The 15717-nt window shown below is 57.8% G+C and carries 18 protein-coding genes; 8 read left to right on the forward strand and 10 right to left on the reverse strand.

The genetic code is table 11. The features are described 5' to 3' along the window. Positions 1-180 precede the first annotated feature (180 nt). Positions 181-1617, forward strand: a complete 1437-nt coding sequence (locus GOX88_RS00470) for a DegQ family serine endoprotease (RefSeq protein ID WP_174826007.1) — start codon at positions 181-183, stop codon at positions 1615-1617. A 212-nt stretch (positions 1618-1829) separates the two neighbouring features. On the opposite strand, the gene GOX88_RS00475 is transcribed toward GOX88_RS00470, so the two are convergent. From GOX88_RS00475 to GOX88_RS00495, 5 genes are all read right to left on the reverse strand, one after another. Beyond that, positions 1830-2498 (reverse strand): Crp/Fnr family transcriptional regulator, encoded by a 669-nt coding sequence (locus tag GOX88_RS00475; RefSeq protein ID WP_170324517.1) that lies wholly within the window; start codon positions 2496-2498, stop codon positions 1830-1832. A gap of 153 nt (positions 2499-2651) precedes the next feature. Continuing rightward, positions 2652-3257 carry an inner membrane-spanning protein YciB gene (locus tag GOX88_RS00480; RefSeq protein ID WP_170397720.1) on the reverse strand — a complete coding sequence of 202 codons (606 nt, stop codon included), beginning with the start codon at positions 3255-3257 and terminating at the stop codon, positions 2652-2654. A gap of 16 nt (positions 3258-3273) precedes the next feature. After that, positions 3274-4176, reverse strand: coding sequence for an EamA family transporter (locus tag GOX88_RS00485; protein ID WP_170397723.1), 903 nt, complete (start codon positions 4174-4176; stop codon positions 3274-3276). An 88-nt stretch (positions 4177-4264) separates the two neighbouring features. Continuing rightward, complete coding sequence (ftsY, locus tag GOX88_RS00490; RefSeq protein ID WP_170397726.1) at positions 4265-5428, reverse strand: signal recognition particle-docking protein FtsY; 1164 nt, start codon at positions 5426-5428, stop codon at positions 4265-4267. A 58-nt stretch (positions 5429-5486) separates the two neighbouring features. Then, a complete protein-coding gene (locus GOX88_RS00495) occupies positions 5487-6125 on the reverse strand; it encodes a lysoplasmalogenase family protein (RefSeq protein ID WP_170397731.1) in 639 nt (212 codons plus the stop codon). A 127-nt stretch (positions 6126-6252) separates the two neighbouring features. On the opposite strand from GOX88_RS00495, the gene GOX88_RS00500 reads away from it, so the two are divergent. Next, complete coding sequence (locus GOX88_RS00500; RefSeq protein ID WP_170397733.1) at positions 6253-6648, forward strand: hypothetical protein; 396 nt, start codon at positions 6253-6255, stop codon at positions 6646-6648. A gap of 7 nt (positions 6649-6655) precedes the next feature. On the opposite strand, the gene xseA is transcribed toward GOX88_RS00500, so the two are convergent. Beyond that, the gene (xseA, locus tag GOX88_RS00505; RefSeq protein WP_170397735.1) at positions 6656-8149 is read right to left on the reverse strand and encodes an exodeoxyribonuclease VII large subunit; all 1494 of its coding nucleotides are present in this window, start codon (positions 8147-8149) and stop codon (positions 6656-6658) included. A 75-nt stretch (positions 8150-8224) separates the two neighbouring features. Here xseA and purD point away from each other — a divergent pair, with 75 nt between their 5' ends. After that, a complete protein-coding gene (purD, locus tag GOX88_RS00510; protein WP_170397738.1) occupies positions 8225-9487 on the forward strand; it encodes a phosphoribosylamine--glycine ligase in 1263 nt (420 codons plus the stop codon). A gap of 98 nt (positions 9488-9585) precedes the next feature. Here the strand turns inward: purD and GOX88_RS00515 are convergent, their stop codons facing one another. Beyond that, the gene (locus GOX88_RS00515; RefSeq protein WP_174826008.1) at positions 9586-10326 is read right to left on the reverse strand and encodes an FG-GAP repeat domain-containing protein; all 741 of its coding nucleotides are present in this window, start codon (positions 10324-10326) and stop codon (positions 9586-9588) included. Then, positions 10326-10649, reverse strand: a complete 324-nt coding sequence (locus GOX88_RS00520; RefSeq protein ID WP_170324526.1) for a 2Fe-2S iron-sulfur cluster-binding protein — start codon at positions 10647-10649, stop codon at positions 10326-10328. The genes GOX88_RS00515 and GOX88_RS00520 overlap by 1 nt, the downstream gene beginning before the upstream one ends. A 127-nt stretch (positions 10650-10776) precedes the next feature. On the opposite strand from GOX88_RS00520, the gene GOX88_RS00525 reads away from it, so the two are divergent. The 5 genes from GOX88_RS00525 (at position 10777) to GOX88_RS00545 (ending at position 14353) form a co-directional block, all read left to right on the forward strand. Beyond that, positions 10777-11148: an OB-fold nucleic acid binding domain-containing protein gene (locus GOX88_RS00525; protein ID WP_170397741.1), complete on the forward strand. Its 372-nt coding sequence runs from the start codon at positions 10777-10779 to the stop codon at positions 11146-11148. Positions 11149-11434: 286 nt separating this feature from the next. Further along, the gene (locus GOX88_RS23685; protein ID WP_170397744.1) at positions 11435-11821 is read left to right on the forward strand and encodes a P-loop NTPase fold protein; all 387 of its coding nucleotides are present in this window, start codon (positions 11435-11437) and stop codon (positions 11819-11821) included. Between the two features lie 525 nt (positions 11822-12346). After that, positions 12347-13156, forward strand: coding sequence for a hypothetical protein (locus GOX88_RS00535; protein WP_170397747.1), 810 nt, complete (start codon positions 12347-12349; stop codon positions 13154-13156). 184 nt (positions 13157-13340) lie between these two features. Next, entirely contained in the window at positions 13341-14030 is a 690-nt protein-coding gene (locus tag GOX88_RS00540) for a hypothetical protein (RefSeq protein ID WP_170397750.1), read from the forward strand. A 74-nt stretch (positions 14031-14104) separates the two neighbouring features. Next, positions 14105-14353, forward strand: coding sequence for a ParB N-terminal domain-containing protein (locus GOX88_RS00545; protein WP_058281766.1), 249 nt, complete (start codon positions 14105-14107; stop codon positions 14351-14353). Here GOX88_RS00545 and GOX88_RS00550 read toward each other — a convergent pair. Beyond that, a complete protein-coding gene (locus tag GOX88_RS00550; RefSeq protein ID WP_170397753.1) occupies positions 14330-15358 on the reverse strand; it encodes a fatty acid desaturase in 1029 nt (342 codons plus the stop codon). The genes GOX88_RS00545 and GOX88_RS00550 overlap by 24 nt on opposite strands. A 71-nt stretch (positions 15359-15429) precedes the next feature. Continuing rightward, entirely contained in the window at positions 15430-15636 is a 207-nt protein-coding gene (locus GOX88_RS00555; protein WP_170382448.1) for a cold-shock protein, read from the reverse strand. Positions 15637-15717 lie beyond the last annotated feature (81 nt).

Genomic DNA, 15717 nt, shown 5'->3' on the forward strand with positions numbered 1-15717 from the left:
TCATTTCAATTGCCGGTGATTTCCCCGCGATCCCGAGTTGCGGGCCTGAACAAACTGACTACATTGGTTGCTAAGAAAGGTTGCCGAGAGGCGACCACAGAAGAATTGTCGACAAGGAGTTCCCAAGTGCAGGCACAAGCACGAAGTATTTCCGTCCGGCGGGACGATAGTATAGGTTTCATGCGGCTGATGTGGCTGGCTTTTGCGGGGATGTTGCTTGTTCTGGCCCAGACCGTCGCTGCGCAGGCACGGGGCGAAAGCCTGGCGCCGTTGGCTGAAAAGATCAGCCCGGCGGTGGTCAACATCACCACTACAACCCTGATCGAAGGGCAGACTGGCCCCCAGGGGATCGTGCCCGAGGGCTCTCCGTTCGAGGATTTCTTTCGCGAGTTTCAGGATCGTAACGGTGACGACGGCAACCGCCCCCGTCGCAGCAATGCGCTGGGGTCGGGGTTTGTGATTTCCGAGGACGGCTATATCGTCACCAACAATCACGTCATCGCGGAAGCTGATGAAATCCTTGTGGAATTCTTCCCCGGTGACGGGCAGCCAAAAAAGGAACTGCCCGCCAAGGTGATCGGGACGGACGAGAAAACCGATATCGCTCTGCTCAAGGTCGAAGCCACGGGCCCGCTGCAATATGTGAAATTCGGCGACAGCGACATTGCGCGCGTTGGCGATTGGGTGATTGCCATGGGCAACCCGCTGGGGCAGGGCTTCTCGGTCTCGGCCGGCATTGTCTCAGCCCGAAATCGGGCGCTGAGCGGGTCTTATGACGACTACATCCAGACGGACGCGGCCATTAACCGGGGCAACTCGGGCGGCCCGCTGTTCAACATGGATGGCGAGGTGATTGGCGTGAATACCGCGATCCTGTCGCCCAATGGCGGCTCGATCGGGATTGGATTCTCGATGGCCTCCAATGTGGTGGTCAAGGTCGTTGACCAACTGCGTGAGTTCGGTGAGACCCGCCGCGGATGGCTGGGCGTGCGCATTCAGGACGTGACCGAGGACATGGCCGAGGCAATGGGGCTGGACAAACCCGGCGGCGCGCTGATCAGTGACGTGCCGGACGGTCCTGCCAAAGAAGCGGGCTTGCTGGCCGGGGACGTGATCCTCAGCTTTGACGGGGTCGAGGTCGCGGATACCCGCGGTCTGGTCCGTCAGGTCGGTGAAACCACCGTCGGCAAGTCGGTTCGCGTGGTGGTCCACCGCGACGGAGGCACCCAGACCGTTCTGGTGACGCTGGGCCGCCGTGAGGACGCAGAGCGCGCCGAGGATGGCGACGAGGAAACTCCGGACGCTCCGTCCGAGGAAAACGCCGATATTCTGGGCCTGACCATTTCACCGCTGACCGACAAGTTGCGCTCGGATATGGGGCTGGATGCGGATGCTGATGGCCTGGTCGTGACCGAGGTGGACGAGGCGTCGGAGGCGTTTTCCAAGGGCTTGCGCGCTGGAGACCTGATTACTGAGGCCGGTCAGCAGAAGGTCAGCTCGATCGAAGACCTTGAGGCCCGCATGGACGAAGCACGCGAAGCCGGGCGCAAATCCCTGCTGCTGTTGGTCCGTCGCGGAGGCGAACCCCGCTTTGTGGCGTTGAGCCTTGGCGAGTAAGTAGCCTGATCAAAAACAAGAAAAGGCCGGGGCAGATGCTCCGGCCTTTTTTGTGCTGGGAGGTAGTGAGCCACGTACCGAGTAAGGCACGTGGCTCTGATACAGGGAGAGGTCAGTGGACAGATATCGGGGATGATTCTCTGACCTCCTACGGTAACAGTTATGACGATAGGCTTAACGCCATCCGGGGTCTGTGAAGCAGGTCACAGGGGTCAGATCAGGTCGGACTCGGCCAATTCCCGAAGCGCCTCGAAGTCCTGGATCATCAGCCCGCCGCGTGATGCTTCGACCACGTTGTCGCGCTTCCAGGTGGAAATGGTCTTGGAGACCGCTTCTCGCGTGGCCCCCACAAACTCGGCCAGTTCGCTTTGCGACAGGGTGATCCGGGTGGACGGGTCATCCTGCAGCCCGGACAGGTGCAGCAGTTTGCGGGCCAAGCGGATCGGCATCGGCAGAAAGACCTGTTCGTTCAGTTGCGATCCCATCCACCGCATACGCAGGCCGGCCAGACGGATCAGGTCAACCGCAAGGTCGGGATGCTGCCGAATCTGTTCCATCACATCGCCCTGACGGACCCGCAACACGCGGGACTGTTCGGCGGCCGCGATGGTAGCGGTGCGGGGCCCGCTGTCAAAAAGGGCAATCTCGCCAAAAATCTCTCCGGGCCGCATCAGGGTCAGGGACAGTTTGCGGCCGCTCATGGCCAGAAAGGACACTTCGAGCGTGCCTTCGAGGATGGCAAACAGGGCATCGCCTTCGTCGCCCTGTTCGAACAGAACCTCGCCACGCTCCAGAGAAATTTCTGTCGCCTGCGCAGATAGCATGGCTTTCAGCCTGTCTGACGCTTCGGACAGAAAGCCAGTGTCTGGGAAAGCCGTCATGAGTTTCGGGTGCTCCGGCTGTGAGTGGTGTCACAACTTTCCACAGCTTTGGCGTTTAGCCAAGGATTTTCGTCTGTTTGTTCCAGCCTTACGTCTGGGAACAGCGCAAAACTCAGTTATCCCTTGGCGCGAGGTGCGGGTGTATCTGCTCGCCTATTGGTGGTCGGGGTCGTCCATGTAACTTTGCAGCAGATTGAATTGCAGCATCAGAAATACCATCAATGCGATGGGGAAACCGAATGTCTCGATCTTGACCCACAGGTCGGTCGACATCGTGCGCCAGACAAATTCGTTGGCCACTGCCAGAACCGCGAAACAGCCACAAAGGCGCCGCGTCAGGATCATCCATCCCTCGTGGCGCATTGGCAGCATCTCGTCCAGGACATAGGCAAGGTAGGATTTGCCCTGCAGCAGGCCTATGCCGAGCATGATCGAAAAGAAGCCGTAGACCAGTGTTGTCTTCATCTTGAAGAACCGCTCGTCATTGAACCAGGCGGTCAGGCCGCCGAAGAAAATGACCATGATTGCGGTGAAAATCTGTATCCGGCTGAGCTTGCCCGTCAGGTACCAGAGGACCCCCATGGCGGCCAGCATCAGCGGCACAAAGAGGATCGTGGCGACGATAAAGCCGGAATATTCGATGCCGCCGATCAGGAAGCTGTCGTCACGCAGGCGCAGGTAGATGAAGAAGAAGGCCAGCGGGGGGCCAAGTTCCAGCACCTGTTTCAGAAACGGATTGATTTCTTTTTTGCCTGTCATAACGGTTTCCTGCTGTTTACCCGCCCATTTCAACTATTACGGCGCCGAGTGCAATCAATGCCATCAGCGCGATCCGTCTTGGTCCTACGGTTTCCTTCAGGACAAGCCAGCCTATGAGGGCGGCAAAAACGGTCGAAGTTTCCCGCAGGACGGCGGCTTCGCCAACCTTGTCGAGCCGTGTGGCCAGCATGATAGCTCCGAAAGACAGAGGCGCGATGATGCCGCCTGCCAACCCGCGCAACATCAGGGGGCCGATAGCCGGGCGGTTGATCATGGCGCGCCATCGGAGGAAGGCGTAGATCGGCATTGCCGCGCCGTCGATCATGAAGAACCAGGCCAGAAAGGTAAACGGGTCTGCGGTGGCGCGGATGCCGTAAGCGTCGTAGGTTGTGTAAAGCGCGACGAACAAACCGGTCGCGACCGCCAGTACCAGTGCGATGCCCAGTGTTTCGCGGTTGGTCTCGAGAAACCGGAAATTATAGGCGGCCAACCCGAAAATTCCGGCCAACAGAACGGCTACGCCGAACCATTGGGTGCCAGTGAAGGTCTCTCCGAACAGCAGATAGGCACCGATGACGGTAAAAAGGGGGCCGGTGCCACGGACAACCGGGTAGACGACCGTGTATGAGCCCTTGGTATAGGCCATGGCCTGCAGGATTTTATAGGCGATGTGGATTACCCACACCGTTGCAAAAATCGGCCACATATAAGGCTCGGGCCACGGTACCACGAAGAAGGCGAAAGGTGCGGCCAGCAGACAATAGCTGGCGTCGATGGCACCGCGTGACATCCACGGATCGTGGCGGCCCTTTTGCAGGGCTCCAAAGACCGCATGCAGGAAGGCTGCCATCAGGGCCAGCCCCAGCGCGAGTTGGTGGCCTGCTTCGGTGCCTTCGAGTGAGATCAGCCAGTCGCTCAAGTGTCAGATCTTTGTGCTGGGTGGAGAGGCTGGGGGTTTTCCACCCCCAGACCCCCGGAAGGTATTTTTAGCCAGATGAAGAGGCGGATCAGCTTTGGTCCAGACCGGTGAGGGCGGCGGCGAATTCTTCCGGGTCGAAGGGGGCGAGATCGTCGATTTGTTCTCCGACGCCGATGGCGTGGATAGGCAGGCCAAACTTGTCTGCCAGCGCGACCAGCACGCCGCCCTTGGCGGTGCCGTCGAGTTTGGTCATGACCAGACCCGAGACATCGGCCAGGTTGCGGAAGGTTTCCACCTGACTCAGAGCGTTTTGGCCGGTGGTGGCGTCCAGCACCAGCAGAGTGTTGTGCGGTGCGGATTCGTCCACCTTGCGGATGACGCGGACGATCTTGGCCAGTTCCTCCATCAGGTCGGCGCGGTTTTGCAGGCGGCCTGCGGTGTCGATCATCAGCAGGTCGGCGCCCTCTTGCTGCGCTTTGGTCAGCGCATCGAAGGCGAGGCTGGCGGGGTCGGACCCTTCGGGGGCAGTCAGGACCGGGACGCCGGCACGTTCACCCCAAACCTGCAGCTGTTCAACAGCGGCGGCGCGGAAGGTGTCTCCGGCGGCGATCACGACTTTTTTGCCGGCCGATTTGAACTGGCTGGCCAGCTTGCCGATTGTGGTTGTCTTGCCCGATCCGTTGACGCCGACCACCAGCACCACCTGTGGGCGTTTGGGGTAGATGGGCAGGGGCTTGGCCACCGGCTCCATCACGCGGGCAACTTCTTGCGCCAGGAGCTGTTTGATTTCCTGGGTCGAGAGTTTGCGGCCATAACGCCCCTCGGCCATGTTCGCGGTGACGCGCAGGGCGGTATCGACGCCCATGTCCGAGGCGATCAGCAGCTCTTCGAGCTGTTCCAGCATGTCGTCGTCCAAGGTGCGGCGCAAGGCGGTTTTGGTCTCGCTGCGTCCGAACAAGCGGCCCAACACGCCCTTGGAGGGCGCAGCCTCGGGCGGAGGTGGGGCAGGGGTCGGATCGACGGGTGCGGGTTCTGGCACCTCGACCGGCTGCGGTACTGGCGCGGGTTCCGGCACTTCGGGGACCGGTTGCGGAACTTCCGGCACGGGTTCCGGCTGCGGCTCGGGCTCGGGGATGATGGGGTCGGGGGCGGTTGTTTCCTCTCCACCATCCTCAACAATAGCCTCCAGCCCCTGTTCGAGGCGGGACGAGGATTTGAACAGCTTGTCCTTGAGCTTTGAGAAAAACGCCATTTTTGGTCTCCGCAGGTGTTCCCTTCACCTAATGCGGATTTGCGGCAGTTGCAAAGGGTCAGAGAAACGCGATCAGCAAACCAGCCTGCGCACACCAATAGAGCGGCCAGACCAGATAGGGCGTGACCTTTAGGGCCGGATGGTCCGCGGGCAGCAGGAACTTTTCCGTCGCCAGGATCAGGTCGGACGCGATGAAGGCCAATGCGGCGGGCAGGGCCCAGCGCAGGGCGCCGGTTTCGGGCAGTGCCAGAACAGTTATGCCCATCCCCAGAATGATCGGGATGTAGGCGAGAACAGGGATTTTGAGATCCCCGGCACGCGGGGCGAGCAGGGTGGCGGCCATGATCCCAAGTATGATGAGCGACCAGAACAACGCGGGCCTGTCGAAAATCAATGCGGGATCGCTGGCGGGATGGGTCAGGAACAATGCGATATAGGCCAGATGCCCGGCCGCAAAGGCCCCGATGCCAGCCATGAAGGTGCTGTCGGTCTCGCGCGACAACAGCGCGTCGCCCAGGGCGCACAAGGCGAGCGCCAGAACCAGTAGTAGCGGTGCTGCATCCAGAAAGGCGATCACGGCCAACAGGGCTACGGATGCGGTTTTCAGCAGTGACCGCAAGGCGTTGGCGGGGCGTGGCGACAGGGGCAGATAGGCCAGTGCGCAGAGACCTGCGAGCCAGAACATTGCGGTTGTCATGAAACTCCCTCCCGTTTTTTTGCAGCATGTTACGGGTTGTTGGTTCACCTCAACCGGTGACGTTAAGGCAGGACGTTTTGCGGAAATGGCAATGGCACGGGGCAATCGCATCTGACACAATACGCTCATGTTCAGATACCTAGCGATTCTTCTTCTGCTGCCCGCGTTTTCAGCTACGGCCCAACCGGCCCTGACGGCGTCGGATTTCGATGACTATACACGCGGGAAAACTCTGTTTTACGGCTTTCAGGGAAAGGTTTACGGGGTCGAGCGCTATTTGCCCAACCGCCGCGTCATCTGGTCGTTTCTGGATGGCAATTGCAAGGAAGGCGTCTGGTATGAGAAGGACGAGCAGATCTGTTTCATCTACGAAGATCGTCTGGCCCCGCAATGTTGGGTCTTTACCCGGTCAGGGAATGGTCTGATCGCTCAGTTCGAAGGCGACCCGGCGCAGACGGAACTCTATGAGGCCCAGGATATCGGTGAAGAGATGCTTTGCTATGGGCCGGAAGTCGGGGTGTAAACCTCCCTCAGAAGAGTGAGCCTTGGTCTGGCGCGTCCTTTTTCGGGGTTTTCTTGAGGGCTGGCCGATGAGCGGCGGACTGGCCGGTGGACAATACGCCATCAGCGAACTCGATCTGGAGTGAACTGTGCTTCTCGGCCTGCTTTTTCGTCGTCAGCACCTGATCTTCAGCGCGGACCACGGCATAGCCGCGCTGCAGCGTGGCCTTGTAGCTGAGCGTTTCGCGCAGCCGATCCGTTGCGGTCAGCTGTTGCCGCATCCGATCCATCCGCGTTGTCTGCGCCGCGTTCATCCGCTCGGCCAGCCGGGTGATGGTCTGGCGCTGCACCTCGATCTCACGCTGAATGGGGCGCAGGGACAGGCGCGAGGACAGGTTGCGCACCGCTTCCTGGCGGCTTGCCACGAGGTTGCGCAGGGTTGATGGGCGCAGATGGGCCGACAGTTTGACCACTTGCAGATGGCGGTTTTGAACGCCGCGTTCCAGTGCCGGCGTCAGGCGATCTGCAATCAAATCAAGCCGTTGACGCGGAGTGTTCAACAAGCTGTCAGGGCGTGGCAAGGCACGGGACAAGTCGCGCAACCGTTGGAATCGCCGTTGCACCGCATCTGTCGCAGCGCGGGACAAGCGCGCGCCCTGTTCGCCGGTCCAGGCCAGCAACTCCATCCTTACAGGCACGGCAAGCTCGGCAGCTGCGGTCGGGGTTGGTGCGCGACGGTCTGAGATGTAGTCGATCAGAGTTGTATCTGTTTCGTGCCCGACGGCCGAGATCAGCGGAATATCCGAGGCTGCAGCAGCGCGTGCCACGATCTCTTCGTTAAAGCCCCAGAGGTCTTCGATCGATCCACCTCCCCGGGCGACGATGATCAGATCGGGGCGAGGCAGGGATCCGCCCGGTGTCAGTTGGTTGAAGCCCTTGATCGCATTGGCGACCTCGGGGGCGCAGTTCGATCCCTGAACGGCCACCGGCCAGATCAGCACCTTGCGCGGAAAGCGGTCGCGCAGGCGGTGCAGAATGTCCCGGATCACCGCACCCGAAGGTGAGGTCACTACGCCGACGATCTGCGGCAGGTAAGGCAGGGGCTTCTTGCGTTCCGGTGCAAACAGCCCTTCGGATTCTAGCTGCTTCTTGCGTTTTTCCAGCAAAGCCATCAGCGCGCCTTGCCCGGCGACCGCGACCTCATCGACGTTCAGGTTGTATTTCGACTGCGCCCCAAAGGCGGTCAAACGCCCGGTGACGACAACCTCAAGCCCTTCTTCCGGCACGACGGATAGGCCCGAAATCTGACCTTTCCACGTGGTGCAGGCCAGCACGTTCCGGTCATCCTTGATGTCGTAATACAAATGCCCCGAGCGCGCCTTGAATACGCGCCCGACCTCTCCACGCACACGGATTCGGCCGAAGGTGCCTTCGAGTGTCCGTTTCACCTCGCCCGAGATGTCCGAAACAGTGTATTCAGGGGTGTTTTGGCCGGGAATGGGGTCGTCTAGCAGGTCGGACATTTCAGCGCCTTGTGTCAAATGCCCGCCCAGCTTAGAACGCCCGCAAGGCGAGGCCAAGCAGATCGGAGAGCAGTTATGAATATCCTCATTCTCGGCAGTGGTGGGCGGGAACACAGCCTGGCCTGGGCGGTGATGCAGAACCCCAAATGTGACCGTCTGATCGTGGCGCCGGGCAATGCCGGGATTGCGCAGATCGCGGAGTGTGCCGCATTGGATATCGAAAACGGCGGGGCGGTCGTCAGCTTTGCTGAAGAAAATGCGATTGATTTCGTGATCGTTGGCCCCGAGGCCCCTCTGGCCGCCGGTGTGGCGGATCGTCTGCGCGAAGCGGACGTGCTGGTGTTCGGCCCCTCGGCGGAGGCGGCGCAATTGGAGGCCTCGAAAAGCTTTACCAAGGAAATCTGCGATGCGTCGGGTGCTCCGACGGCGGCTTACGCGCGGTTCACCGAGGCCGACCCGGCAAAAGAGTACATCCGTGAACAGGGCGCACCGATTGTGGTCAAGGCTGACGGTCTGGCTGCGGGCAAGGGCGTGATCGTGGCGATGGACGAGCAAACCGCGCTGGAGGCCATTGACGACATGTTCGGTGGCGCTTTTGGCGGCGCAGGAGCCGAAGTGGTCATCGAGGAGTTCATGGAGGGTGAAGAAGCGTCGCTGTTTGTGTTGTGCGACGGTGAGGACATCCTGTCCGTTGGCACCGCGCAGGACCACAAGCGCGTGGGGGAGGGCGATACGGGCCTGAACACCGGGGGCATGGGGGCCTATTCCCCGGCACCGGTTCTGAGCGCCGAGATTGAAGCCCGCGCGATGGAAGAGATCATCAAACCCACCGTAGCCGAGATGAAACGGCGCGGAATGCCGTTTCAGGGTGTTCTCTATGCCGGACTGATGATCAAGGACGGCCAGCCCCGTCTGGTGGAATACAATGTGCGGTTTGGCGATCCTGAATGCCAGGTTCTGATGATGCGTCTGGGCGCGCAGGCGATGGACCTGATGCACGCCGCTGCCGAAGGCCGACTGGGTGAGGCTCGGGTCAATTGGGCAGACGATCACGCCCTGACCGTTGTGATGGCGGCAAATGGGTATCCGGGCTCGTATCAGAAGGGCAGCGTGATCAAAGGACTGGAAGACTTGCCCGAGGATAGCGGGAATATGGTGTTCCACGCCGGAACCAAAGCCTCGGACGGGCAGGTACTGGCCTCGGGTGGTCGCGTCCTGAACGTTACCGCGCGGGGCGGGACACTGCAGGAAGCACGGGACCGGGCCTATGCAATGGTAGACGGTGTCGACTGGCCGGATGGGTTCTTTCGCCGCGATATCGGCTGGCGGGCGCTTTGATTCCAAAGCCTCCCGCGACCTGACGCTGCATCAAAGACGCAAGGTCAAAGGCCTTGGGCCGGGCAGCCCGCTGGCGCGGGCTGCGGTTGGGTCTAGTTTTAACAGGTCAAAGCCTGTTTCATTGCATTGCGGCTAAACGGGGATAATGTCCGCGTTTTCCAATCTTTTTCATGGTTGATGCTGACGATCTGTTGCCAATCAGCGCTGACAACAATCATTTCAGGGCCGGTGCCGCAATCTTTGATCCCGCCGGTGATGAAGTCGTCACCGATGCGATGGTTGGTCAGGCCGGGCAGGGCGGCGACCTCGGTCAGTTCACCACCTTTGTAGCGCCAGATGCGCAGGGTCTTGGCCAAATGAGGCCGGTCGATATAGGCAATTTCCACATAACCGTCGCCGTCCAAATCAGCAGCGCCAATCGGTGCCAGCCAGCGAAAGCGGGTGCCGATATGAGGCGTGGCGGCGATTTTCCTGCCACCACTGTCATAGATCGCCAGTTGAGCGCCTGTTCGATTGTGAGATTCAACGACGATGACCTCTGATGTGTCATCCAAGTCTATATCTACGAGCCGTGGAGCCAGGTCTTCAAACACCCGGTCCGAGGGCAGTCGAATGATGAGTGTGCCGCTTTGGACCGTCAATTCCAGCGCGCCGTACTCGATGTTATCGCCCAGGACACCATGAGCGTAGCGTGTGGTGGGTTCTGTAAAGCGGGCGCTTGCGACTGTTTCGGCAATTGAGGGAGCTTCCCCCGCAAACCACAGGCACAACGCCAGCAGCGCGCCGCGTGCCCGACATTGCCACAGGCGGGTGGGCAGGCGCGGCGCTTTGGAGATCATCAGATCTGTTTTTCGGGCATCTGTACCACCAGTCCGTCTAGCTCATCCGTGACCTTGATCTGGCAGGTCAGGCGCGAGCGGGCGGGGTCGGGCTCATAGGCAAAGTCCAGCATGTCTTCTTCCATGTCGTCCTTAGCCGGAACTTTCTCGACCCAGTCGGGGTGGAGGTAGACATGGCAGGTCGAACAGGCGCAGGCGCCGCCGCAATCGGCCTCGATGCCGGGGATGTTGTTGTCACGGGCGCCTTCCATGACGGTCAGCCCATTGGCGACCTCGACTGTATGTTCGGTACCGCTGTGCTCGACATAGGTGATCTTTGCCATTGCGTGCGTCTTCCTTTTTCGATTGTCGAATTCTTCCTTAGTGAAGGCATTTAGGTCTTTCCAGCCTCATTTGCGACTCATCACGCCGCGTCTGGACTTTCCTGTGGTTTGTTCTATCTTTGTTCTTATGCTTGTTGCCCCTGTTCGCCCTGCGGTTTCAAACCGGGATTGGCCGCGCCCGCCTGCCTGTCTGCCCTCTGACCGGCTGGACGACCCGCCCGAAGGCGCGCGCGTTGCCGTGGCCGGGCTGGTGATCCTGCGGCAGAGGCCGGGAACGGCCAAAGGAGTGATCTTCCTGACGCTTGAGGATGAGACCGGAATCGTGAACGTGGTGGTCTGGCGCAAGATCTACGAGCAATTCCGCCGCGCGGTGATCTCAGGTCGGTTGCTGAAGGTCATTGGCCGGATGCAGCGGGCGCATTCGGTGACCCACGTGATCGCGGAAGAGGTCGAGGATATCTCGGGCATGCTGGATGTACTGGTGCGGGGGGAGGGGTAGGTCCGCTATGCGGACAGAACAGACGTTCGCTGTACGATCATGAACTGGCTGGACGGGCCACATAGCTGCCATTCGCCACGCTTGCAGCGTCCAATAACCAGAACGACGGGTTGTGCAGTTAAGCGGACTTTCCCGACGGATGACGAATGCTGATTGAGTATTCCTATTGACGACTCGCTTTAAACGGTTCCAGCCTCCTTCACGCGCATGCAATGGTAGAATGGTGGGCGCGGTTCATCTTGAATAAACTGCAAAATCCGTAACATTAGCATCGGGAATACTTGAGTTGATCAACGATAAGCCACTTAGTTGCTCCGAGCGCGACAGGCTAGGATTCAGAGGTATTGCCCACCATCTGGCGACAGCATTTCTCCAAAATGACCTGGGTCAGGGATTTGTCGTCGGGGTCGAGGGCGCTTGGGGATCAGGGAAGTCATCACTGGTTAATATGGCCCTCAACGAGCTCGGCAAAAGGAAGAACGGGCCGCACGTTATTCGATTTGCTCCATGGCTGGTTGGCAGTCGAAACGAGATGCTAGTACAACTTTTTGCCGAATTGGAGCCAGTAATCCTCCAATCGATTCCGGTATCGGAACTAGACAGCACGAAGAAGATTATCGGGCGATATGCAAGAGTTTGGGCTCAGAGCCTACATTCGAGAGTTCACAAATAGGAGTCGTTTACCATCCATTAACCAACCCGCCGTCATTGTCGTTCGGCACAGGAACGCGATGGGTGCGATGATGAAAAGTCAGATAGGTATCAATCTACTTCCTCTTTTGTGAAGAAAGCGAGTTTAGCGAAGTGTAGTGAGTTTGCCTAAAGTGACTACTTAGCTTTTGGCTATCCGATTGCTCACATTGCTGCTTGGTCTCGTGCTTGTTTCAAAAGCTATCCATCCAAGTGTTGCTGGCCTTGCGACGTAGGAAACGTCCTTGACTCTATTCTGGGTAAGATCCACAAGAATGCATTGGTGAAATTTACTCGTCGTCGCGATGCTGCCGACTTCGATGATCCAATGGCCTTCAGAACAACTGTAGCATGTACCCCAGCATACGAACGGGTTTCGCTGGGGTGTTCGGAACGAACTCGTTACTCGCAAACGTTCGCAATCGTCTCCTGATATTTTTCAGACGACGAACGACACATGAAAGAAGGCGATAAATGAACAGTATGTGGCTCATAAACTGCGTGTCTGATGCCTGATAGTTCAGGCCCCAGGCACCGCTTTAACCTGACTTCAATCAAACGTTCGCGCGATGTTTCGTGTTTGTCCCTGACATTACTCGTGTTGATTTCGGTAACGCAGCTTTCTGCTCAGGTGGCGCCTGCAACCTCTCAATTGGCTGAAAATGCTGACGGATTGGTTTGTGACGAAGGTTACGAAAATGGGGGCGTATCGTGCCGAAAAGAAAACGTACCTGAAAACGCATATTTGACAGGCAGTTCCTATGGCCGAGGCTGGGAATGCAATCACGGATTCCAGCGTATAGGGGATACCTGTGAGGAAATAGCAATTCCTGAAAATGCCTTCCTCGCTTCAACAGGAGATCGGTGGACCTGCAATCGATTGTATCGACGTATTGGTGAAGAGTGTGAGGAAGTGATCGCACCGGAAAACGGGTTCGTTGATACCCGATTTGGTGTGCAAGAAGCACATTGCGACTGGGGATTTCGCAAAGAGGGTCCGAACTGTGTTGCTATAGAAGTTCCTCTGAACGGTCGCCTGACCGATAAGAACAGCGCAGATGGTTGGGTGTGCCTGAGAGGGTTCAAAGCTACGGAAAGTGGCTGCGAACCTGTGGCCGTTCCTGATCACGCATACCTTACGTCAGATACCCATACCGGATGGAAATGCGAGCGTGGTTTCCGCACAGCCCAAGACAAATGCACAGCAATCATCGTTCCATCAAACGCTCATTTGAACCGAAGAGGGGATGGATGGGAATGCAATCAACCCTTCAATCGCCAGAACGATACATGCGCTGAAAATTTGCCGCGGCAATAGGCTTTTGTAAATCGCCGCCGCAACGAAAGAGCCGGAAGGAACAAACTGTGACTCTAGACTCGATTGACGAAAATTTGGGCAGGAAGCCCAACGCCGAAAGGGTTCGTCGCCTAACTTACGGAATCAAATTTTTTATCGCGTCATTGGTATTTGTGGCGACAGTTGTTGTCGTGGTGATTTTCTGATGCGCAATAAAGCCCCTCAAATCAGTCTTCAGAGCACAAAGGCATCAGCTCTTGGAATGGAACAGCGAGAATTTCAGGATCGAAGTGTTCGAAAATCGCGGAATGCCGACGTATCCGGTGTTATTGAAGAAGAGTTCGGAAAATACCTGATAAAAGCCGGCATTCTAAGCGGTAACAGCGTTGCGCGGGCGTTCCCCAAGCCACCGGCCAAAACACAAACCATGATTGCTGACGCAGTTGGTGAAACACCGGCAATGGCTATCGAGGCGTTAAAGGAAATTCTTGAAGAACGTGACCGGAAACGCAGCACTCAACGCCGTTTGGAGGGAAGCTCCGGCACCCATGTTCCCAGCGAAAGAGAATACACAGAAGCATTGCGCCAAATCAGGTTTACACCGGCGCAGGTTGCTATGCTCAGAGCGCTTTCAATCGCAGGAAAGGAAGGTCTGACTGTTGGTCAGCTCTCTCAGGCAGCCGGTCACAAATCGCGCGGGGCGTCCCTCAAGGCCTTTAAAAAAGTAGGGCTGTTAATCGCGGAATACCTTGATCTCGATCTTCCCGAGACCGGATCGGAACAGAATGATGGCGCTGCTCAGATACTGGCGTTTTCTCATATCGAAAGTGACGATGAACCAGCAACTTGGATCATGCATCAGGAACTGCGCCGCGCTGTTCGTTCGGTACTTTGATGTACGTACCAGCGCCCGCTGTCGAACGGGAATCCGAACCTGACCAAAAGCACGAAAGGTTGCACAGGTAGTTTATGCTAGAGAAAAGACCATATCCGCTTGAATTGATCTACGTGCCTGTAAAACGTGCAAAAACACTTGATCAGAATAAAGTTCTGACGCTTGCCGAAGATATATTGAAGAACGGCCAGACGACCCCGATCCAATTGCGCGCTGACAGCAAGAGGTTTGTGTTGATCGAAGGTCTGCACCGATTGGAGGCCATTCGCGCCCTTGGGGGTGACACAATTGAAGCCTACCTAGTGCGTGCCAGACTGCACTGACAGTTGTTTGGAACCCGCACTCGACAAGGCCTCAGAGAATGTCAGCAAGCGCCGACCTTCTTCGTGCCAGAGATGTAGTCGTGCGCAGTGCAAGCTTTCATAGAGGGTGATGCGCTGGCATCCCTCTAACTCAGAATGGTCACGCAAAACTTCGTTTAGCCGGTAAAATGGTATCCGGCTGGCAAGGTGGTGGACATGGTGCACCCCAATATTGGCTGAGAACCAGCGCAGGATGCCGGGCAAGGCATAGTGAGAACTGCCGAAGAATGCGGCCTCCTGTAGGTTCCACCCCTTTTCGCGGTCCCAGGTTGTGTGTTCAAACTGGTGTTGAATGTAGAACAGCCAAATACCAATCGACGAGGCGACAATCATGGTTGGCAGGAAAACAAAAACCAATACATCCAAGCCTCCGGCCCAATAGGCCAATGCCAACAACCCTGCAACTGCTGCGTTTGTGCCCATTGCACTGGCCCAATACAGCCAGCCCGACCGCATGAAGCCCACCGGCAAGCGGTTTTGAAGAAAGAACGTATAGACCGGCACGATACCGAACAGGAAAATGGGATTTCGGATTACCCGATAAGCGGCCCGCCCGTACCACTTCCGCTTCCGGTATTCCTCAACGGTCAATGTCGGGATGTCACCCATCCCACGCCGATCAAGGTTACCGGTCGAAGAGTGGTGAATTGCGTGGCTTTGCCGCCAAACATCATATGGTGTTAGGGTGAGAACACCCAGAACCCGGCCTGTCCAAGTGCAGGCGGATCGGTTTCTAAAGAACGATCCATGCCCACAATCATGCATGATTATGAAGATACGCACCAGAAAGGCGGCATTCAGGACGGCCAGCAGGATAGCGCCCCAGACACTGATGGATAACGTAAACCACGCCGCGGCCCATAGTGCCAATAAGGGGAGAAGTGTGACTGCAAGCTCGAAGGCACTGCGCTTCGTATCGGGCACGCGGTATTGCGCGAGCGCACGGGTCCATTCCTGCGGTTGCAACTTGATTGTTCTCCAAAGGCTCTTAGGAGCCCATTGAGCAAACGGGCACCCGCGAGGATGCCCGCATGAGGTCAGGCGAGTGCCAGATTGGCGGCACTTTCACGCCCGTCACGACCAGCTTCCACGTCAAAAGTGACCTTCTGGCCATCCTTCAGTTCACTGAGGCCGGAACGTTCAATCGCCGAGATATGCACAAACACATCGCGCTTGCCATCTTCAGGCTCGATAAATCCAAAACCTTTGGTTGAGTTGAACCATTTTACTGTGCCATTTGCCATGGTCAAAGTCTCCTAAATGTTTGCCGCCCGCATTATTGCGGCGACTCGGCGCGGTCGGTCTGAATCGAAAGACTGAACGCC

This window comes from Ruegeria arenilitoris, assembly GCF_013030985.1.
Taxonomy (GTDB): Bacteria; Pseudomonadota; Alphaproteobacteria; order Rhodobacterales; family Rhodobacteraceae; genus Ruegeria; species Ruegeria arenilitoris_B.